This is a genomic window from Alcanivorax sp. IL3, from assembly GCF_047495465.1.
Taxonomy (GTDB): Bacteria; Pseudomonadota; Gammaproteobacteria; order Pseudomonadales; family Alcanivoracaceae; genus Alcanivorax; species Alcanivorax jadensis.
The window spans coordinates 681092-701078 of record NZ_CP179931.1 but is presented as its reverse complement, the minus strand read 5'-3'; the positions used below and the strand labels follow the sequence as shown (position 1 = coordinate 701078).

General features: G+C 60.4%; 16 protein-coding genes. 7 read left to right on the top strand and 9 right to left on the bottom strand.

The window, feature by feature from the left end; genetic code table 11:
* Positions 1–22 precede the first annotated feature (22 nt).
* Entirely contained in the window at positions 23–292 is a 270-nt protein-coding gene (locus tag ACMG4M_RS03265; protein ID WP_272997275.1) for a hypothetical protein, read from the bottom strand.
* A 467-nt stretch (positions 293–759) separates the two neighbouring features.
* On the opposite strand from ACMG4M_RS03265, the gene ACMG4M_RS03260 reads away from it, so the two are divergent.
* The 3 genes from ACMG4M_RS03260 (at position 760) to ACMG4M_RS03250 (ending at position 4244) form a co-directional block, all read left to right on the top strand.
* Entirely contained in the window at positions 760–1734 is a 975-nt protein-coding gene (locus ACMG4M_RS03260; RefSeq protein WP_272997273.1) for a calcium/sodium antiporter, read from the top strand.
* A 161-nt stretch (positions 1735–1895) separates the two neighbouring features.
* Positions 1896–2252 carry a roadblock/LC7 domain-containing protein gene (locus ACMG4M_RS03255; RefSeq protein ID WP_272997271.1) on the top strand — a complete coding sequence of 119 codons (357 nt, stop codon included), beginning with the start codon at positions 1896–1898 and terminating at the stop codon, positions 2250–2252.
* Between the two features lie 171 nt (positions 2253–2423).
* Positions 2424–4244 carry a S8 family serine peptidase gene (locus ACMG4M_RS03250; RefSeq protein WP_414430717.1) on the top strand — a complete coding sequence of 607 codons (1821 nt, stop codon included), beginning with the start codon at positions 2424–2426 and terminating at the stop codon, positions 4242–4244.
* Between the two features lie 74 nt (positions 4245–4318).
* On the opposite strand, the gene ahpF is transcribed toward ACMG4M_RS03250, so the two are convergent.
* The 7 genes from ahpF to ACMG4M_RS03215 form a co-directional block, all read right to left on the bottom strand.
* Positions 4319–5941, bottom strand: a complete 1623-nt coding sequence (gene ahpF, locus ACMG4M_RS03245; protein ID WP_414430716.1) for an alkyl hydroperoxide reductase subunit F — start codon at positions 5939–5941, stop codon at positions 4319–4321.
* A gap of 130 nt (positions 5942–6071) precedes the next feature.
* Positions 6072–6635 carry an alkyl hydroperoxide reductase subunit C gene (gene ahpC, locus ACMG4M_RS03240; protein WP_335627410.1) on the bottom strand — a complete coding sequence of 188 codons (564 nt, stop codon included), beginning with the start codon at positions 6633–6635 and terminating at the stop codon, positions 6072–6074.
* A gap of 252 nt (positions 6636–6887) precedes the next feature.
* Positions 6888–8393: an FAD-binding domain-containing protein gene (locus tag ACMG4M_RS03235; RefSeq protein WP_414430715.1), complete on the bottom strand. Its 1506-nt coding sequence runs from the start codon at positions 8391–8393 to the stop codon at positions 6888–6890.
* Entirely contained in the window at positions 8390–9808 is a 1419-nt protein-coding gene (locus tag ACMG4M_RS03230; protein ID WP_414430714.1) for a DASH family cryptochrome, read from the bottom strand. The genes ACMG4M_RS03235 and ACMG4M_RS03230 overlap by 4 nt, the downstream gene beginning before the upstream one ends.
* Complete coding sequence (locus ACMG4M_RS03225) at positions 9805–9960, bottom strand: DUF2256 domain-containing protein (RefSeq protein WP_335627413.1); 156 nt, start codon at positions 9958–9960, stop codon at positions 9805–9807. Before ACMG4M_RS03225 ends, ACMG4M_RS03230 begins: the two co-directional genes overlap by 4 nt.
* Complete coding sequence (locus ACMG4M_RS03220) at positions 9957–11477, bottom strand: cryptochrome/photolyase family protein (protein WP_414430713.1); 1521 nt, start codon at positions 11475–11477, stop codon at positions 9957–9959. The genes ACMG4M_RS03225 and ACMG4M_RS03220 overlap by 4 nt, the downstream gene beginning before the upstream one ends.
* A gap of 186 nt (positions 11478–11663) precedes the next feature.
* Positions 11664–14246 (bottom strand): EAL domain-containing protein, encoded by a 2583-nt coding sequence (locus ACMG4M_RS03215; RefSeq protein ID WP_414430712.1) that lies wholly within the window; start codon positions 14244–14246, stop codon positions 11664–11666.
* A gap of 208 nt (positions 14247–14454) precedes the next feature.
* Between ACMG4M_RS03215 and mtgA the strand changes: the two genes are divergently transcribed.
* Genes mtgA through ACMG4M_RS03200 form a run of 3 tightly spaced genes read left to right on the top strand, consistent with a single transcriptional unit; the run spans position 14455 to position 17239 of the window.
* Positions 14455–15189 carry a monofunctional biosynthetic peptidoglycan transglycosylase gene (gene mtgA / locus ACMG4M_RS03210; RefSeq protein ID WP_349380169.1) on the top strand — a complete coding sequence of 245 codons (735 nt, stop codon included), beginning with the start codon at positions 14455–14457 and terminating at the stop codon, positions 15187–15189.
* Positions 15186–16520 (top strand): META domain-containing protein, encoded by a 1335-nt coding sequence (locus ACMG4M_RS03205; protein WP_349380168.1) that lies wholly within the window; start codon positions 15186–15188, stop codon positions 16518–16520. Before mtgA ends, ACMG4M_RS03205 begins: the two co-directional genes overlap by 4 nt.
* A 29-nt stretch (positions 16521–16549) precedes the next feature.
* Positions 16550–17239: a type 1 glutamine amidotransferase gene (locus tag ACMG4M_RS03200; protein ID WP_414430711.1), complete on the top strand. Its 690-nt coding sequence runs from the start codon at positions 16550–16552 to the stop codon at positions 17237–17239.
* A 146-nt stretch (positions 17240–17385) separates the two neighbouring features.
* Here the strand turns inward: ACMG4M_RS03200 and ACMG4M_RS03195 are convergent, their stop codons facing one another.
* Complete coding sequence (locus ACMG4M_RS03195) at positions 17386–19068, bottom strand: 2-isopropylmalate synthase (RefSeq protein ID WP_414430710.1); 1683 nt, start codon at positions 19066–19068, stop codon at positions 17386–17388.
* Between the two features lie 300 nt (positions 19069–19368).
* On the opposite strand from ACMG4M_RS03195, the gene ACMG4M_RS03190 reads away from it, so the two are divergent.
* The gene (locus tag ACMG4M_RS03190; RefSeq protein ID WP_035248342.1) at positions 19369–19863 is read left to right on the top strand and encodes an Lrp/AsnC family transcriptional regulator; all 495 of its coding nucleotides are present in this window, start codon (positions 19369–19371) and stop codon (positions 19861–19863) included.
* The last annotated feature ends 124 nt before the right edge of the window (positions 19864–19987 follow it).

Here is a 19987-nt window from a genome sequence, read left to right as displayed (position 1 = left end):
TGCCACCTTCCATCCTGCTTAATCAACTTGTCGCCAGGCATTCCCATACCGCTTGAAGACTGGCATCGTAAACCCTGCTTCCATGCTGATGTTCCATCCTGGCAAAGATGCTTTCGGGCTTGCTGCATGCTAACGCCGCGAACATCTGCTCTCCGCCCTTAATGAACACAGTGGTTGACGGGGGATCATCAGGGTGGAAGGCCATCCCTCCACTCGCCATTTCATCCCACCACTCGAAGAGCCCGAACTTGCTTTCATCGTTCCAGTCAGGAATATCCATTTCACTGAACATGACGACCTCCTTTTACCTTATACTGCACATAATGACAGCAAATATAAAGCAGCCTTTGTCGGCACCTTAAACCCTTGTCGAGAGGCGCTTGTCTGCTTCTTTTTGACCAAAAAAATCGGGGACATATATGATCACCCAGCCCGTAATCTCTAACCCACATAAAAACCGACAATCCCCCACGGGAATGGGTGTGCTTGCGACGGCTGACTCTTTCGCCATCGAGAACTTTCTCAAACCTGGATCCAACCACTCCTAACGATGGTCGCAGACCACGCATCCGCCTCTGACGAAAACACATTAATCACTTTAATTCCGGCTCCTCTCAGCCTTAAGCTAGCGGGTAGGTTGGCAATCTCTGGAGAGCGCTTCAGTTTCTGCCATTTGCGCAGCAAGCGGTGAACGCTTGCCCACCCAATCACTGACAAACAACCTGTCGGTTCATCGACGCTAAGGAGCGCCTGATCCCTATGATTCTGGCCACTGCTGCTATCGCATTTGGTTTGTTGCTGCTGGTGTGGAGTGCCAACCGGTTTGTGGAGGGCTCCGCCTCCACGGCTTCCCACTTCGGTATGCCGCCGTTGTTGATCGGCATGGTGGTCGTCGGTTTCGGTACCTCCGCGCCGGAGATGGTGGTGTCGGCGCTGGCCGCCTCGCAGGGTAATCCGGGAATCGCCCTGGGTAACGCCTATGGCTCGAACATCACCAACATTGCCCTGATCCTGGGGATTACCGCCCTGATCAGCCCTATCGCCGTGCATTCGCAGGTGCTACGCAAGGAGCTGCCCATCCTTGCACTGGTCACCGGCCTGGCCGCGTGGCAGCTGCTGGACGGCGAAATCACACGGGTTGATGCGCTGGTGCTGCTCGGTGTATTCGGCGCCCTGATGACCTGGACGATCTGGCAGGGCATGCGAAAGAAAGAGGATGCGCTGGCAAGCGAGATCGAGCAGGAACTAGACGTGCGCGCCATGCCTCTGCGGCGGGCCATCTTCTGGCTGGTGGCCGGGCTGTTGTTGCTGATTGTCAGCTCCCGGCTGCTGGTATGGGGTGCGGTAGAGATTGCCCAGGGGTTTGGCGTCAGCGATCTGATTATCGGCCTGACCATCATCGCGGTGGGCACGTCGCTACCGGAGCTGGCATCGTCGATCATTGCTGCCAGAAAGGGCGAACACGATATCGCTCTGGGCAACATCCTGGGGTCCAACCTGTTCAATACCCTTGCCGTAGTAGGTATCGCCGGCACGATCCATCCATTGGCGGTGGGACCCGAGGTGTTCAATCGGGACATGCTGGTCATGGCGGCGCTGACCCTATCGCTATTCGTGATCGGTTACGGGTTCCGGGAGCAAGGGCGCATCAACCGCATTGAGGGCACCCTGCTGCTGGCTGCTTACGTTGGCTATACCCTTTACTTGCTCAGTACGGTATTCGGCCAGGCGTAATAGCCACATGCGGCTTGCCGATGGCGAGCCGAACCAGCGACCGTAAATCGGACACACGGCGACTTTCACCTGCCAATAACGGGCCACACCGTTATTGGCTTTGATTCCAGTTACCCCTGCCCTTAAGCTGACCTGAAAGCCACCATGCAGGGATAACAATAATGAAGCTCACCACCCTTACTCCGCCCCTGCAGGCTCTCCACGATTCCTCTGATGATATCCTGCTGGTATCGCTGATCAGTAGTGACGGTATGCCGGTGGTGCATATTGGTGAGGGGCTGGATTATGACGAGCAGAGTGCGCTGTTTTTCGAGATGAAAAAAGCCTGTGACCGGGTACTCGACGGGTTACGGCTGGGTCATAGCGAAGAAATCTTCATCCGCTGCCGGGAAGGATGCATCTGTATCTGGCCCGTGGGCGATATGGTGTTTGCCTGTATGGCACGGCCATCCGTGAACTCTCAACACATGCAGATGCTCGCCTGGAAAACCGTATCGGCCCTGGGAGCACTGGTTTAGTCCTTCACTCACCCTGCCTTCACACCCAGATCACAAAATGCATCCTGCCCAGCAATTACGCGGCCTCCAACCTCCTGAATTCTCTTCAGCGCAACAAAAAAACACAGCCATTGCATAGAGAGATACACCCGTACTAATTAGGGTCAGAGCACGACTTTTGGAGGGATCTTCATGCAGAGAAAAACAGGTATTGGCGCCCTGCTGGCGGCGCTACTGGGTGGCAGTGTGCTCAGCCCGGTGTGGGCGGATGATTCACCGTCTTTTGCGACGCAAACGCAGAATGAGGTCATCGACAATCAGTACATCGTGACACTGGCCCCGGACATTATTCAGCGCCTTGGTGTTACGGATCTGACCACGGCGATTCGCACCCTGCTGGCCACGGTGGGTGGCGGCGACGTGCTTTATACCTACCAGCATGCGCTCACCGGCATGACAGTGCGGCTAACGGATCTGCAGGCCACTCTGCTAGGCCAGCTGCCCGGTGTGATCGGTCTGGAACAGGACCGTCGGGTGCAGGCCATCGCTACCCAGGCAAACGCCACCTGGGGCCTGGACCGGGTGGATCAGCCGGCACTGCCACTGGATGGCAGCTACCAGTACCCCAACAGCGCCGGTAACGATGTCACCGTCTATGTGATCGACACCGGTCTGCGCGCCAGCCATAACGAATTCAGCGGGCGGGTCAGTCCTGGCCGTAACTTCGTCAGCAGTGGCGGCGGTTTCCTGTTTGGCGGCGGCAGCGTCGACCCGGCCAATACCAACGACTGTAATGGCCACGGCACCCATGTGGCCGGCACGGCCACTGGCACCATTTACGGGGTGGCCAAGCAGGCACAGATTGCCCCCGTAAGAGTCCTCGACTGTAACGGTAGCGGCAGCAATTCCGGCGTCATTGCCGGGGTGGACTGGGTAGCCGGCAATCACCGCAAGCCCGCCGTGGCGAATATGTCTCTGGGGGGCGGCAGCTCCAGCGCCCTGGATACCGCCGTGCGCAATGCGGTATCCGCAGGGGTGAGCATGGTGGTGGCCGCCGGTAACGACAACACCAACGCCTGTAACGGCTCCCCCAATCGGGTGGCAGAAGCCCTGACTGTCGGGGCAACCACCCGAATAGACCAGCGCTCTTCGTTCTCCAATTTCGGCGCCTGTGTGGACCTGTTCGCCCCGGGTAGCGACATTACCTCTGCCTGGTTTCAATCCGACACCCAGACCGCACGCCTGAACGGCACCTCCATGGCAGCCCCTCATGCTGCCGGTGCAGCGGCCGTGTATCTGGGAACGAATCCCAGCGCCAGCCCTGAGCAGGTGTTCGCGGCACTGGTCGATGGCAGCGCCACCGGCATGATCAGCAATGCCGGCAGCCAGTCACCCAACCGCCTGTTGCAGGTAGGTGAAGACGATGGCGGCACAGTGATAGATCGTTTGCCCACGGCCGCCTTTACGGCCCAGTGCAGCGGCACCGTCTGCCAGTTCGATGCCAGCGGCAGCAGCGATGATATTGGCGTGGCTGCATGGGACTGGACCCTGGGCGACGGCAATGTGGCCAGCGGCGAACAGATCAGCCATGACTACGGCAGCGCCGGCAGCTTTACCGTGACGCTGACCGTCACCGACACTGCCAACCAAACCGCCAGCATCGACAAGAGCGTGACCAGCGAAGACACCAGCAACCCTTGCCCAAGCTGCACACGCTATGAAGGCAATCTGGGGAATGGCAGCTCCGTAACCTTGCCTTCCGGTGGCTTCAGCTACGGTGGTGGTAATGTGGAGGCCTACCTGTACAGCCCTGCCGGTGGCGCCTTCTCACTGGCCCTGGAGCAACGTAGCTGCTTCCTCTTTTTCGGCTGTCGCTGGTCCCAGGTGGTTAGTGCGCAACCGCAAAATGGTGTGGCAGAGCTGAACGGCTCGGTGGGCAGCGGCACCTACCGATGGCGCGTCACAGCGCAAAGCGGCTCCGGCGCTTATACGCTGTTGGCGAACCCGCGCTAAACACGCCTTGCCCTTAAACGAAAAAACCACCGCGTGCGGTGGTTTTTTCGTTCTACCGGTAAGCGTCAGCAGGATCAGGCCACGGCAGCATCCTGTTGCTCATCATGATTCTGCTCACCCTCATACAGGTCTTCCAGACGGTCACCCTGAGTCATCAGGTATTCGAAGGCAGCCAGCGATGCCTTGGACCCTTCACCCATGGCAATGACGATCTGCTTGTAGGGCACAGTGGTGACATCGCCACAGGCATAGATACCTTCTTGTGACGTCTGGCACTTCTCGTTGATGACGATCTCGCCGAAGCGGGAGCGCTCCACCACGCCATCCATAAAGTCGCTGTTAGGCACCAGACCGATCTGCACGAACACCCCTTCCAGCGGCAGCTCGTGTACGGCTTCGGTGGCACGGTCCTGATACTCGATGGCGCTCACCTTGCCATTGCTGGCCTTGATCTCACGGGTGGCCGCGTTGCGGTGAATGGTGACGTTGGCCTTCTGTTCTGCCTTGTCCACCAGCACCTTATCCGCCTTCAGCTCGGGCATGAATTCAAACACGGTGACAGATTTGACGATGCCGGCCAGGTCCAGTGCCGCTTCGATGCCGGAGTTACCGCCACCGATCACCGCCACGTCCTTGCCCTTGAAGAAGGGACCATCGCAGTGCGGACAGTAGGCCACACCGTTACCGATGTTTTCTTTCTCGCCGGGCACACCCAACTCTCGCCATTTGGCACCGGTGGCCACGATCAGGGTCTTGGTATCGATTTCCTCACCGGAGGACAGCACCACGGTCTTAATCTCGCCGTTGCGTACCTCGGCCACTTTCAGATGTTCCTTCACGGTCACATCGTAGTCATTCATGTGAGCGTGCAGGGCGCCGGACAATTCCGGGCCGGTGGTTTTCTTCACCGAGATCAGGTTCTCGATATCCATGGTGTCTTTCACCTGACCCCCGATACGATCGGCAATCAGGGTGACCTTCAGGCCCTTGCGGGCGCTGTAGATGGCCGACGCCACGCCGGCGGGGCCACCACCGATCACGGTCACGTCCTGCAACGGCAGTTTTTCTTCGCCGCCTGCCTGGGCGATGGCCGGGTCGAAAGCCAGCAACTTGTCGATCAGCTCGGCGGCGGTGACCTTGCCGTTGGCGAACAGCTCACCGTTCAGGTACACGCTGGGCACGCCCTGAATGTCGCGCTCGTTCACCGTGTCCTGAAACAGACCGCCGTCGATCATTTCACTCTTGATGCGCGGATTGAGCAGGGCGAACTGGTTGAGCGCCTGCACCACGTCCGGGCAGTTGTGACAGCTCAGGCTGATGAATACCTCGAAGTGCAGGTCGTCTTTCACGTTGGCGACCATACGTTGCAGGCTGTCATCCAGCTTGATGTCGGTCCCTGATGCATGCAGAAACGCCAGCACCAGGGAATTGAATTCGTGGCCGGCCGGGATACCGGAAAAACGGATACCGGTGTCCTCGCCGTCCGCCTCCAGCAGGAAGGAAATGGGGCTGCGCAGAGCATCACCCAGGTCCCGTTCCTCGAAGGCCAGATTGTCACTGACACCGGCGATGTCGGAGAGAAACGTCACCAGTTCATCGCGCTTTTCGTGCGCACCGGTCTGCAGCACGAAAGTGATCTTTTTCTGCATGTTGGCTGCATAGCCTTTCAGGGCCTGCAGGATGTCATTCGTGAGCATGAGTCTTCCCTTAGCGTGAGTTCAGTAATCAGTGACTAAAAAACATACCCTCTCCCTGTCCCTCTCCCGCAAGCGGGAGAGGGGCCCTTCCATTGAAGGCAGGTGTTAACGGGGAGCGGGATAGGCCGGTTTAGATCTTGCCGACCAGGTCCAGGGAAGGCGCCAGGGTTTCTTCGCCTTCTTTCCACTTGGCCGGGCACACTTCGCCGGGATTGTTGCGGACGTACTGGGCCGCTTTGACCTTGCGCATCAGGTCGTCGGCGTCGCGGCCGATGCCTTCGGCGGTGATTTCCATGGCCTGGATAACGCCATCCGGATCGATCAGGAAGGTAGCGCGATCTGCCAGGCCCTGACCTTCACGCATCACACCAAAGTTGTTGGTGATGGTGCCGGTCTGGTCGCCAACCATGTAGTAGTTGATCTTGCCGATGGTGTCGGAGGTGTCGTGCCAGGCCTTGTGAGTGAAGTGGGTATCGGTGGATACGGAAAACACTTCCACGCCCAGCTTCTGCAGCTCTTCATACTTGTCAGCCACGTCGCCAAGCTCGGTGGGACAGACGAAAGTAAAGTCGGCCGGATAGAAGAAGAAAATGGCCCACTTGCCTTTCACGTCGGCTTCGGAAATGTCGACAAATTCGCCCTGCTTGAATGCGGTGGCGTTGAAAGGTTGGATCTCGCTGTTGATCAGTGCCATGTGGTTAGGACTCCCTAGCTTGGTCGTTGATTTGTTTCGGCGAGAAGTAGAATGGGGAATCTGCACTGATAGTTAAATTTGAAACTTCTAATGGCGGCGATAGGGAGTACCTAACAACCCTCGCAATAACGTCTTTTCTACTGTGGGAAGCGATGCTCGCAACGCGAATAACCGCGATCTCGCCGTCCGTTCGCGATGCAAGCATCGCTTCCCACAAACAACAGGATTGTTGCGGGTTAGCTCAAAAACGGTTCAGAACAGGGACAACTGGGAGTCATCGGGCTTGCTACCACGGCGTGAGCGGCGTCGGCGGCTGCCGTGGCGTTGGTTGACTACCCGGCTCTCGTCCCGGAAGCCGGCTTGCTGACGGGCCTGGGCCAGGCGCTGACGGGCCGCCCGCACCGCCGTGTCGAAGCACACCAGCGGCGCGGGATAATCCCGCTCGATCACCACCCCGGCGTCCCGCTGCTGACGCGGGCCCATCTGCCAGGGCTGGTGGATCCAGGTAGACGATACCTGCCTCAACTCGGGCACCCAGCGGCGAATAAAGGTGCCCTCCGGGTCCAGCTTGCGGGCCTGCAACGTCGGGTTGTACATACGCAGGGCATTGATACCGGTGACACCGGCCTGCATCTGCACCTGGGGAAAATGAATGCCCGGTTCGTAATCCACAAACAGGCGCGCCAGATGCAGCGCCGGTTCGCGCCAGTGCAGCCAGAGCGGGTAACAGGCCATGGAAACCAACATGGCGCGCATGCGGAAGTTGATCCAGCCATGGTGATGCAGATAACGCATGGCCGCATCCACCAGCGGCCAGCCGGTGTGACCGCTTTGCCAGGCCGACAACCACTGCGGGTTATCAGGCCCGTCGCGCAGGTTGCGCAACAACGGGTGCACACTGCAGGTTTCCATGGAGACCTGGTCTTCCAGTTTCTGGATGAAATGGCAGTGCCACCAGAGGCGCGATTCGAAGGCGGACAGGCCTGCCCGCAGGGCCGGGTCATCTTCCTGCTCCAACGCCTCCCAGGTCTCCTGCACCACCCGGCGCAGGCTCAGGCAGCCCCAGGCCAGATAAGGGCTGATACGCGCCCCGCAGTGTTCGGCTTTCTGCGGCGCACTGATGCCACCGCGATAGCCTCGTGCCCGTCGCTCCAGAAAACTCTGCCAGACCGGTTCCGCCGTATCGGTACCACCATGCTGACGCCCCGGGCAGTCGGACCGGTCTGCACCACGGGCGGTGCGCAGGTCCGGCCAGGGATCGGCGGGGGCCGCCGCCTGGATAGTGGACGGCAGCGTGGCCTGGGGCCGGGTCATAAAATCCTGCCAGTGTGTCCCCCAGTGATCCCGGTCCAGGCAGGGACGCTGGACCCCGAAGGGCGCTTCCTCATGCCAGGGCACCCGCCGCTCCCCGCACCACTGCTTCACGGCCCGGTCGCGGGCATAGGTCCAGGCGCCGCCGTATTCCTCATGACTGTGCAGCACCATGGCACCAAAGCGCTGTTGCAGGTTCGCCAGCACGGTCACGGCCTCCCCTTCCACCACCCACAGCGGCAACCCCAGCCGGGCCAGTTGGCCGCGTAAATCCCGCAGGCTTTCCGCCACGAAACGCCACTGGCGCAGGCTGGTGTCCGGCTGCTGCCAGTAACCAGGCTCCAGGATATACAGGGGCAGCACCGGGCCCTCCCGGCAGGCGCGGGCCAGCGGGCCGTGATCATGTGCCCGCAGGTCACGCTTGAACCAGACCACTTGCAGCGTCATGCCAGTTTCAGATCCGCAGCAGGAAGCGGCAGCATGGCCGCCGGGTAATCCGGCAGCGGATCATCCTGCCCGAAGGTGAAATGCAGCGACAGACACTGGCGGGCAGACAGTGCGCGCAAGGCGGGCAACCAATAGTGCAGGTGCTCGCCCTCGGGATCGTAGTGCTGGCACTGGCGAGTAGGGCTGAAGCGACGGCCGCCGCGGGCATCGTGCCCCACGCCGGCGATGTAGGCCCAGTTGCCCCAGTTGGAGGCCACATCATCGTCCACCAGGTAGTGCTGAAACCAGCGGGCACCCCGGCGCCAGTCCAGCCCCATGTCGTGCACCCAGAAGCTGGCCAGGTTCTGCCGGCCCCGATTGGAGGCATAGCCGGTGGCCATCAGTTCGCGCAGGTTGGCATCAATAAAGGGCAGACCGGTGTTGGCCTGACACCAACGCTGCCAGTATTCACGGGCCAGTGACGTTGCCGGTCGCCGCGGCGCCTGGTCATTGAGCCCGGCATAGTGAAACACCCGGGCCCCGTGTTCTCGCAGCGACCAGTGGTAAAACTCCCGCCATAGCAATTCCACCCGCAGCCATTCACTGCCCGGGTTGGCGCCATGACCGGCTTCGTAGTCGAGAATGCGCTGCCAGACCCGCCTTACAGAGAGATTCCCCCAGGCCAGGAAGGCGCTCAAACGGCTGGAATAATGCTCCCCGATCAGCCGGTTCCGGGTCTGCTTGTAGTGGTCCGCGCTGCGGGTCTCAAACAGGTAATGCTCCAGCCATTGCAGGCCCGCCTGCTCTCCACCGTGCAGAGAAAAGTAGTCCTGGGAATTGCGCTGCCAGTGCTGGCTGCGTTTCGCCAAAAGCTCACGGGCAAGCTCGGCGAAGGGAGGCGTGGGCAATGACTGGGCGGCGGTAAGGGACGGCGGCGGACCGTCCGGCTGGGACACCGGCACGCCATCGCGACTATCCACCTTGCGCCGAAAACGGCTGAAGGTGGCCGGGAAAGATCCCTCCCAGGGCAAGGCCTCGGCGGCAAGCAGGGTCTGGGTCTCTTCTTCGATAACCCGGATACCGGCCTGTCGCAACGCGGCGATCATGGCGGCCTCTTCCGGGGCCTGGGCCGCCGCTGTTATCACCTGCAACGGCTGCCGGGCGTGCCAGTAGCTCAGCAGCGTTACCGGCTCCGCCCGCAGGCACTGCAGGGCCAGACCACGTTGTGCCAACTGCGCCTGCAAGTCGCTGAGACTTTCCAGTAAAAACGCTGACTTGGCCGGGCCCAGCCGGTCCATGCCATCCGCATCCGCTTGCAGCCAGTGGTCGGGCAACAGATACAGCCCCAGCACCGGCTGCGACAGACTGGCCGCCCGCTGCAGCAGCGGCTGGTCCGCCACGCGCAGGTCTTGCCGGAACCAGACCACGGTAATCATTGCGGTCTCCCCTGGCGGCGACAGCGTTCACTGCAGTACACCACCTGCTCCCAGTGCCGCGCCCATTTGCGGCGCCAGCTGAAGGGCCGCTGACACACCGGGCAGGTCTTCTGCGGCAGCGCCGCCTTGTTGCCTTTCCAGCCGCTGCTCACAGGGCCTCCGGGTCCGCCAGCAATTGTTCCGCCCGAGTCAGCATGGCGTTGACCTTGGCCGGGTCCATGCGATCCAGGTTGCGATAGATCATGCGCATGCGGTGGTTGTTCTGGAACTGGCCGCGATGCCGATGAATGAAATGCCAGTAGAGGCTGTTGAACGGACAGCTGTCATCGTCACTGGCGGTTTTGACGTTGTACTGGCAGTGCTTGCAGTAGTCCGACATGCGATTGATATAACTGCCGGACGCCGCATAGGGCTTGCTGCCCAGGTAGCCGCCATCGGCATGCATCACCATGCCCAGGGTGTTGGGCAGCTCCACCCAGTCGAAGGCATCTGCATACACTTCCAGGTACCACTGGCAAATGGCTTCCGGCAGCACGCCCAGCAGCAGGGCAAAATTGCCGGTGACCATCAAACGCTGGATGTGATGGGCATAGGCGTGGTCCAGGGTATTGCGCAAGGCCTCGGACATGCAGTGCATGCGGGTGTGGCCGCTCCAGTAATAACCGGGCAGCGGACGCTGATTGTTAAGCCGGTTTTCGCCGGCGTAATCCGGCATCAGCAGCCAATAGATGCCCCGCACATATTCCCGCCAGCCCAGGATCTGGCGAATGAACCCCTCCACCGCATTGAGCGGCGCCTGACCATCCCAGTAAGCCTGCTCGGCGGCCTGACAGACCACCAGCGGATCCAGTAAACCAATATTCAGATAGGGCGACAGCAGGCTGTGGAACAGGGTGTCTTCCCCGGTGACCATGGCATCCTGGAAATCACCGAAGTGCGGCAACCGCTGTTCGATAAAATGTGCCAGTGCCTGCTGTGCCTGGGCGGCGGTGGTGCCCCAGCGAAAATCTGTCAGGTTGCCGATGTGATCGGGGAAGTGCTGCTCCACCAGCGCCAGCACCTGCTCGTCGATGGCATCGCGAGGGAAAGAAAGGTCCACGGGCAAGGGCACGTCACCCTTGTAGGCCTTGCGGTTGCTGGCATCAAAATTCCACTGACCGCCCACCGGCGCATCCCCTTCCATGAGCAGGCCGGTGTGGCGACGCATTTCCCGGTAGAAGAACTCCATGCGCAGCTGTTTCTTGCCGCTGGCCCAGCGCTGGAAGAAGGCCGGGGAACAGAGGAACCGACTGTCTTCCAGACAGGTGACGGGGCAGGATAACTGTCTGGGCCACTGCTCATCGATCTGCTGCTGCAGACGGTATTCGCCACAGTGGGTAACCACCAGCTCCTCGGCCTGCTCACAGAGCGGGCCCAGCACCTCAGGCAGGCTGCCATGGTCATGCTCACCATAGGCAAAGTAATCCAGGTGCCAGCCGGCCTCGCGCAGGTCTGCGGCAAAGTGGCGCATGGCGCTGAAGATAAAGGCAATTTTCTGCTTGTGGTGGCCCACATAGGTGGCCTCGGCGTGCACCTCCGCCATCACCAGCCGGTCGCGCTTTTTGTCCAGCGCCTGCAGCGTGGGCAGGGACAGGCTGAGCTGGTCACCCAGAATGATTCCGACTTTCACGACCTCTCCCGCAACATCTGAAAGCTCAAGAATGCCGTCAGGGGAGTGGCCGCCGGGTGAAGGAACCCGACCCGGGAGCTGCACAAGTGAAAGGCGGATGACAGCCTGGCGCCGGTCACCTTGGGCAAGGAGTAACCCCTCATTGTTGGCGTCTTGGGAACAGGGAGACAACAAGCCCTGCCGGACTCAAGCGTCCCGATTCACCAGCCGCAGTTGCCGCCCCTGGAGCAGCGAGGATTCCACCAGTTGCTCGAACAGCATGGTCAGTGGTTGCGGGCGACCGATGGCGTAGCCCTGCACAAAGTCCACACCGGCCTCCTCCAGCACCGGAATCATGGCAATGTCCTCCACATACTCCGCCACGGTTTTCACACCCAGCCGGTGGGCCACTCCGCTGATGGATTCGACAATGGTGCGGTCCACGCTGGAATAGAGCAGGTTGCGCACGAAGCTGCCATCGATCTTGATGAAGTCCACCTGGAAATGCTTGAGATAATTGAACGAGCTGAAGCCACTGCCAAAGTCATCCAGCGCCACCTTGCTGCCCTTCTGGCGAATCCGCGCCAGCAATTCGCTGGCACTGGACAGCTGATTGACCACGGTGGTTTCGGTGATCTCGAAGGTAAGCCGCTCGGGCGCTACGGTAGTGTGATCAAGCAGCTCCTCCAGAAACGGAATAAAGGTGGGGTCATCCAGGGAGGTGGCTGACAGATTGATCGCCAGATGCAGGTTGGGCAGGGCTGCCAATTCTTCGCTGAGCGTAACCAGCACCTGAGTGAGCACCCAGCGATCGATGTGCGGCATCATCTGGTAGCGTTCCGCCGCGGGGATAAAGGCACCGGGATTGAGAATGTCGCCGTTGCGGTCACGCAGGCGCAACAGGATTTCGTAATGGGAGGCCCCTGTTTCCCCGCCGATGGGGCGGATTTCCTGGGCATAGAGCAGAAAGCGATTCGACTCCAGAGACTCGCGCAGACCCGCGGCCATCTGCAGCTCCAGGTGCCGGCGAGAGGCTTCGCTGTCATCCGGGGTGTACACCGAAACCCGGTTACGCCCCCGATGTTTGGCGGCGTAGCAGGCCACGTCTGCCCGACTCATGGCCTCTTCCACGCTGATCAGATTGCCATCCAGCTGCACCAGACCAACGCTGGCACCGATATCGTAGAGGGAATCCTTCCAGGCAAAACGGATGTCTCCCAGGGCCGCGATCAGTCGTTCGGCAATCTGCACGGCCTTGTCTGACGGGCAGCTACGTAGCAACAGGCCAAATTCGTCGCCGCCCAGCCGGGCCACCACATCCCCGTCGCGAATCTGACGGCCTATGACCCGGGCGCATTCGCGCAACAGGGCATCGCCGGCCACATGGCCGGCGGTATCGTTGACTACCTTGAAACGATCCAGATCGATAAAGCACAACACGCTATGCTCGGCGATGCCTTCATCCAGTGTCTGCTGCAGGGTGTTTTCAAATTCGCGCCGGTTGGTCAGGCCGGTCAGCGCATCATGGGTGGCGTGATAGCGCAGCTTCTTCTGCATGGCCCGGCGGGCGCTCACATCTCGAAACACCATTACCGCCCCTCTCACGTCACCGTCGGCGGTTTTCACCGGGGCTGCCGAATCCTGGATTTCATAGCGACTGCCATCGCGGCTCAGCAGAAAACAGTCCTCGCGCAAAAAGCACATGTCGCCACCGCGCAGGGCCACAGCAATGGGATTGGTAGGTGTTGGCCGCCCCTCTTCATCACTGAGCTGCAACACCGTATCCACCGGCGTACCCTCGGCATCCCTTTCCCGCCAGCCAGTTAGCGATTCCGCCACCGGATTCATAAAGGTAATCCGCCCGCCTTGATCCGTGGCGATAACCCCGTCGGCAATGGAATTCAGTGTTACCCGCAGGCTTTCCTTCTCGTGGGCCAGTGAGTGCTGCATGGTCCGTTCTGCGGTCACATCCCAGTTGGTTCCCACCATCAGGGGCACTTTATCGGGGCCGACCAGGGTGGTCTCGGCACGGGCGCGGATATAGCGCTCTTCGCCATCCGGGGTGAGGATGCGGAATTCCCCGTCCAGCTCGCCGGGAGCGTCCATCACCTGTTGCAGCCTGGGGCGCAGCTGAGCTAGGTCGTCCGGGTGAATGCGGTCGTACCAGATTTTCAGAGTGCCATCGCCCTCCTGCCCGGGTTGGACCCCGTACATCTCGTAGATGCGCTCATCCCAGTTCAGCTGGCCGGTGACGGTGTTGTACTGCCAGATCCCCACGCCTCCGGCAGACAGGGCCAGTTGCAGCTGGTGACGGCTTTCCGCCAGGGCATGCTCGGCGTCCTTCGCGGCCCGGATATCCTCGCACTGAACAATCAGATAGCGAACGTTACCCTCTTCACTGACACCGGCAATGGACAGGCGCACCCAGACCAACTCGCCGGCTTTGGTGACATAGCGCTTTTCCAGCCGAAGGCTATCCACGCGGCCTGCCAGTAACGCCCCCAGCTGCTGAAGATCCTCCTGCAGGTCATCCGGGTAGATCATCTGCTGGAAGGAACTCGCCAGTAGCTCTTCTTCCTGGTAGCCACTCAGACGGCACAGGGCCCGATTCACCGCCAACCAGCGCCCATCCGGGCCCATCAGCGCCATGGCAATCGGCGAACACTCCATGGTCAGCCTGAAACGTTTTTCCCGCTCCGCCAGGGCCGCTCGCCCGGCTCGTTCACGGCGGAAAAGAATAACCGCCAGGGCCACTACCCCCACGGCTGCCCCAATCAGCAAAGCCTGCATGGTTCACGTCCATTGTTGATTATTATGATTCCTGATCACCTGTTCACTTTTTGAACTGCCCAGCCCTTACTTGCCAGCGCCACCTGACAAAACCGGAACTTTCACCGACAATTGGGTGACTATCAGAGGGCCTCCCGCCCCAACATTCGCCCGCGGCTTGCCAATCGCTTTCCGCAAAAGGAGTATCGCCGACCCGGCTGTGCAGACCATGACGCTCCGATACCGTGCCCTACAATGCCTCGCCCTGCTGTTTGTGGCCTTTGCCCTGTCCCAGCTCTGGTATCTGGGTCAAGTGCTGCGCCTGCAACACCAGAATCCGGAGGCCAGCGCCTATATGCAGCGGGCCAAGGCTCAGGGGCAGGTGCAACAGTACTGGCGGGACTACGATCAGATCAGCGATTACCTGAAGCGCGCGGTACTGATTTCCGAGGACGCCCAGTTCACTAATCACAGCGGTTTTGACTGGCAGGGCATCCGTTACGCGCTGCGGCGCAACATGGAAGCGGGCAAGCCGGTGGCTGGTGGCTCCACCATCACCCAGCAACTGGCCAAGAACCTGTATCTTTCCGGCGCCCGCAGTTATACCCGCAAGGTTCAGGAAGCCATGATTGCGTTGATGCTGGAAATCGGCCTGAGCAAACGCCGCATTCTGGAGCTGTATCTGAATGTGGCCCAGTGGGGTCACCAGATTTACGGTGCCGAAGCCGCCGCCCGGCACTATTTTAAGGTCAGCGCCGCCGAACTCAGCATCGTCCAGGCGTCGCAACTGGCGGCCATGCTGCCGCGCCCCAATTATTATGATTTCAAGGGGCCGACCGATTATGTACAACAACGGGCCAACTGGATTCAGGAGCAAATGGCACTGGTGCGCATCCCCGATCCCGGGAACCTGCCGCTGCCATCCCCGTCTGAACCTGACCCTCTCCAAGGAAACACGCAATGAAGCAGTTTGTAGTACTTTGCCTGACCGGTCTGGCCCTGCTGGGCTGTAGCGACAATGACAGCAGCACTCCGCCGATCTCGTCACCGGCCACCGGTGACACCAGTAACCCGCTGGTAGGCGCCTGGCAAAACGGCGAACAGACACTGGTACTGGAAGAAAACGGCGATTTCTACCTGCCCGCCGACAACCAGCGCCAGGGCCTGACTTGGGAAAACCAGGATGGCACCTTCACCTTCCGCTATCTGGATAATAGCCGGCTGGCAGTGGAAACCCAGAGTGCCAGTGGCGAGCAACAGCAGGACACACTCAGCCTCAGCCCCTCCACCCACTCTACCGGGGAAGAAGAGCAAACCGACAGCCCTCTGTTCACCGGCGACTATCAACGCGCCAACGACGCCGTCGGTCATCTCAGCGGCAAGGTGGAACTCCCCGAGGATAGCGAACTGCCCGACAAGGCGGTGCTGACCGTATCCCTGCTCACCAGCAACGACGAGGCGGTGATCCGCCGCCTGATCCCCCTGACCAGCGATGCTCTCAGCCAGCCCTTCCGGCTGTATTACCCGGCCAGCGCAGTGAATGCAGATAGCGACTATCAGGTGCGCAGCCAGATCCTTGCCGACGGCGGCCTGTTCTTCGAGTCCGAACCCACGCCGCTGGTCGTCACCCGGGGCCAGTTTGCCGATATCACCCTGCCCCTCAGTGCGGTAATGACCGCCAGCGAAACCCTGCGCGGCGCCCTGGTATACCAGTACGGCACCACCAGCCTGATCCTCTGCAACAGCGATCGCCGCCTGCAACTGGCCGGCCCCCAGCGCGACGACCTGATCGACGCCTATGAAGCCGCCCGCGAGTATCCGCTGCAGCCACGCGTGGCCACCATCAGTGGCCTGCTGCGCAAGGTGCCCGGCGAACAGGAAGGCAGCACCCAGAGTGGCATCATCGTGGAAAGCTTTTCCCTGGAAAGCGGCTATGACGACTGCCGCCTGCCCAGCGCAGAGCTGACCAATACCCGCTGGCAGCTCAGTGCGCTCGGTGACAAGACGCTTGATGCGAGCAGTAAACAACAGCCCTACCTGACCCTGGACAGTGAAGGCAACGTGCATGGCAATGCCGGTTGCAACGGCCTCAACGGCAGCTATCAACTCAATAACGACAGCCTCTCCTTCGGCGCCATCGCGACTACCCGTAAGGCGTGCCCGGACATGACAGGAGAACAGGCCTTTTTGCAGGCGTTGAAAGCGACCAATGGTTTCCGCATCGACGGCGAGTTGCTGACCCTGTTCGATGACAACAATCAGTCGCTGGCCGGTTTCCAGGCCATCGCGCTGTAACCGCCCGCTGAGTCCTGGAGGGAAAGACCATGCGCATCCATTACCTGTCCCATGTGCCGTTCGAACAACTGGGGGCCATGGACGCCTGGTTCCGGGAGCGCGACGCCACCATCAGCCAGTCGCTGCTGTTTCAGGGTGACCCACTCCCTGACACCGGCGAGTTTGATGTACTGGTGGTCATGGGCGGCCCCATGGGGGCCGATGATGATGACAGCCATGCCTGGATGACCCCGGAAAAAGCACTGATACGCGACAGCATCGCCGCCGGCAAAAAAATACTGGGTATCTGTCTTGGCGCCCAACTGATTGCCCGGGTGCTGGGCGCCCCGGTAACCGCCAACCCGGACCGGGAAATCGGCTGGTTTCCGGTCTACCCCACCAGTGCCGGCAAATCCGACAGCATCGGCAAACTGTTTGCCGGCGCCCCGCCGGTGCTGCACTGGCACGGCGACACCTTTGCCATTGCTGACGGCGCCGTACATCTGCTGGAAAGCAAAGGCTGCCCCAATCAGGCATTTCGTTACGGGGATAATGTGCTGGGCTTACAGTTTCACCTGGAGCTGCAGGCCGACAATGCCGCCGCCCTGTGCGATGCCTGCCCGGAGGATCTGGCAGACGGCCCCTGGGTAGAACCCCGCGACAGCATGCTTGCCGACAAAGAACGGTTTGAGGATGCCCGGCAGTTACTGGGGCGAGTGTTGAGCACCTTTCTGCGCTAGAGCATTAATTGATAACGGCGCGAATGAGCCGTTGGGGTTTCTCAAAGCAAAGAGGCCGCGCCCATCGTATGGGCGCGGCCTCGTGCGTTTCTGAGCATGGATTGCTGTCTCGCGACAGTTATCAATTATCCATTCTCAATTATCAATTACCTCTCTGCCGCTATTAACTGTTCACTACCTTCCTGCACTCTGCCCACAGCCGACAGGATCGCCTGCAAGGCAGCCGCGGTCGTATCAGCCGCGGTAGCCACGGCACTCTGCACAGTGTCCCCCACCTGCACTCGCACACAGGCCATGGCGTTGGCTTCGGTGTTATCGCCCAATGAGTACTCATCGAAGGACACCACCTTCACCTCGCCACCGGTACGACGGTTGAGCGCGTCCACCAATGCAGACATGGCACCGTCGCCGCGGCCGGACAACAGGGTCACCGGCTGGCTGGCATCGCCGATGCTGATCTGGGCCTGCACCTGATCGTTGCTGCGGTTAAGGTCATAGGAGCGCAACATCCAGCCCAGCGGCACATTGAGATAATCGCTGTTGAAGCGACGGTGCACCCGCTCGCTGGTGATCTCGCCACCATCCTCTTCCGCATCGCGCTGCACCACACCGGCCAATTCCTGCTGCAACCAGCGCGGCAGATCGATACCAAAATCCCGCTCCAGCACGTGGGCCACCCCGCCCTTGCCGGACTGGGAATTGATACGCACCACTTCCTCGTAGCGACGTCCCACATCCGCCGGATCGATGGGCAGATAGGCCACCTGCCAGATATCCCCTTCCTGATAGCGGGCCAGGCACTTGCGGATAGCATCCTGATGGCTGCCGGAGAAGGCACTGAACACCAGATCACCGGCATAGGGGTGGCGCGGGTGGGTCTGGATATCGGTAATCTCCTCCACCAGGGCAATAATCTCCTTCATGCGTGAGAAGTCGATTTGCGGGTCGATGCCCTGGCTGTACAGATTCATGCCAGCGGTGACCAGATCCATGTTACCGGTACGCTCGCCGTTGCCCAGCAAGGTACCTTCTACACGGTCCGCTCCCGCCATCACCGCCATTTCTGCCGCCGCCACACCGCAACCTCGATCATCATGGGTGTGCACACTGATAATCACATGTTCGCGGTACTGAATGCTGTCATGGACCAGCTCCACCTGATCGGCAAACACATTGGGCGTGCTCACCTCCACGGTGGCCGGCAGGTTGATGATCACCCGCTGGCCCTGGTCCGGGCGCCACACCGCGTTCACCGCATCGATCACCTCAATGGCGAAATCCGTTTCCGTGGCACTGAAGGTTTCCGGGGAATACTGGAAGCTCCAGTGGGTCTCCGGCTGCGCCGAGGCACAGGCTTTTACCCAGCCGGCAGCGCGTTCGGCAATCGCCTTGCAGCCGGCCTTGTCCACGCTGAACACCTGCTCGCGGAAGGTGGGCGAAGTGGCATTGTAGATATGCACGATGGCGTTCTTCGCCCCCTTGAGGGATTCAAAGGTACGGGCGATCAACTCTTCCCGGGCTTGGGTGAGCACCTGGATGTGCACGTCATCCGGCACCAGGTCTTCTTCGATCAGGGCCCGGCAGAAATCGAAATCGATCTGGCTGGCAGACGGGAAGCCCACTTCGATTTCCTTGAAACCCAGCTCCACCAGCATCTGAAAAAAGCGACGCTTCTGGGCCACGGACATGGGTTTGATCAGCGCCTGGTTACCATCACGCAGATCCACCGCCGCCCACAGCGGGGCTTTCTCGATACGCTGACTCGGCCAGCGACGATCAGGTTTGTCGATAACGGGGAAAGGCTGGTATTTACGGTGATCAAAGCTCATGTCATTTCCTCAAACCAAAAAGGGGCATCGGCTGCCCCCGAAGGAGAATTCCCGACCGAATCCAGGGGGTGAGCCGGATGGGGTCAACAACTCGCTGTCTGTGATCTCGGGTCTCGATCAGCGCGCCGATAGGCACGGATGGCAACGAAGAGTGGCGGCCCGCTTTTGACGGTTCGCATCATCGCCCCACGAGAGATACTTTACGGCAGCAAACCGGCAATGTGCTTGCTTTTTTCATCAGAAAACAGCCATATAAGCAATAATGTTGCGCAATAACAGCAAAAAAGGGCTGAAATCATCATGAGAAAGCAGGAACTGGCAAAACTGGACCGCACTGACCTGCGTATCCTGGAAGCCCTGCAACATAACGGCGGGCTTACCAACCAGCAGCTGGCGGAAACCGTCGGCCTGTCCCCCTCCCCCTGTTCCCGGCGGGTACAGAAGCTGGAAGCCGCCGGCATCATTCTCAAACGGGAGACCGTGCTGGACGCCCGCAAGCTGGGCCTGGACCTGACCGTGATCATCCAGATCAGCATGGACCGCCACACCCCCGAGCGTTTCGCCAACTTCGAGGAGAAGGTGGCCAGCTATCCGGAAGTGCAGCAGTGCTACCTGGTCACCGGCCAGGAAGCCGACTATCTACTGAAAGTGGTGGTGCCGGATATTGATGGCTACCAACATTTCCTGCTCAACAAGATCACTCGCATCGAAGGGGTCAGCGGGGTGCATTCCAGCTTTGTCATGCGCCGGGTGGTGGATACGGCGGCATTGCCGTTGAATTATGTGGAGACGTAGCTCTCGCACTCGCAAACCCTGACTCCCTTGTAGGAGCACCTCTTGAGGTGCGAACAGACGTGATGCAAAGAACCAGCATGAAACAGCAGCACGTCCAGAATGCATTGCCATCGGCATACCGCCT

Coding starts and splice junctions, on each gene's coding strand:
- ACMG4M_RS03265 (WP_272997275.1), bottom strand. CDS start 292: ATGTTCAGTGAAATGGATATTCCTGACTGGAACGATGAAAGCAAGTTC.
- ACMG4M_RS03260 (WP_272997273.1), top strand. CDS start 760: ATGATTCTGGCCACTGCTGCTATCGCATTTGGTTTGTTGCTGCTGGTG.
- ACMG4M_RS03255 (WP_272997271.1), top strand. CDS start 1,896: ATGAAGCTCACCACCCTTACTCCGCCCCTGCAGGCTCTCCACGATTCC.
- ACMG4M_RS03250 (WP_414430717.1), top strand. CDS start 2,424: ATGCAGAGAAAAACAGGTATTGGCGCCCTGCTGGCGGCGCTACTGGGT.
- ahpF (WP_414430716.1), bottom strand. CDS start 5,941: ATGCTCACGAATGACATCCTGCAGGCCCTGAAAGGCTATGCAGCCAAC.
- ahpC (WP_335627410.1), bottom strand. CDS start 6,635: ATGGCACTGATCAACAGCGAGATCCAACCTTTCAACGCCACCGCATTC.
- ACMG4M_RS03235 (WP_414430715.1), bottom strand. CDS start 8,393: ATGACGCTGCAAGTGGTCTGGTTCAAGCGTGACCTGCGGGCACATGAT.
- ACMG4M_RS03230 (WP_414430714.1), bottom strand. CDS start 9,808: ATGATTACCGTGGTCTGGTTCCGGCAAGACCTGCGCGTGGCGGACCAG.
- ACMG4M_RS03215 (WP_414430712.1), bottom strand. CDS start 14,246: ATGCAGGCTTTGCTGATTGGGGCAGCCGTGGGGGTAGTGGCCCTGGCG.
- mtgA (WP_349380169.1), top strand. CDS start 14,455: ATGACGCTCCGATACCGTGCCCTACAATGCCTCGCCCTGCTGTTTGTG.
- ACMG4M_RS03205 (WP_349380168.1), top strand. CDS start 15,186: ATGAAGCAGTTTGTAGTACTTTGCCTGACCGGTCTGGCCCTGCTGGGC.
- ACMG4M_RS03200 (WP_414430711.1), top strand. CDS start 16,550: ATGCGCATCCATTACCTGTCCCATGTGCCGTTCGAACAACTGGGGGCC.
- ACMG4M_RS03195 (WP_414430710.1), bottom strand. CDS start 19,068: ATGAGCTTTGATCACCGTAAATACCAGCCTTTCCCCGTTATCGACAAA.
- ACMG4M_RS03190 (WP_035248342.1), top strand. CDS start 19,369: ATGAGAAAGCAGGAACTGGCAAAACTGGACCGCACTGACCTGCGTATC.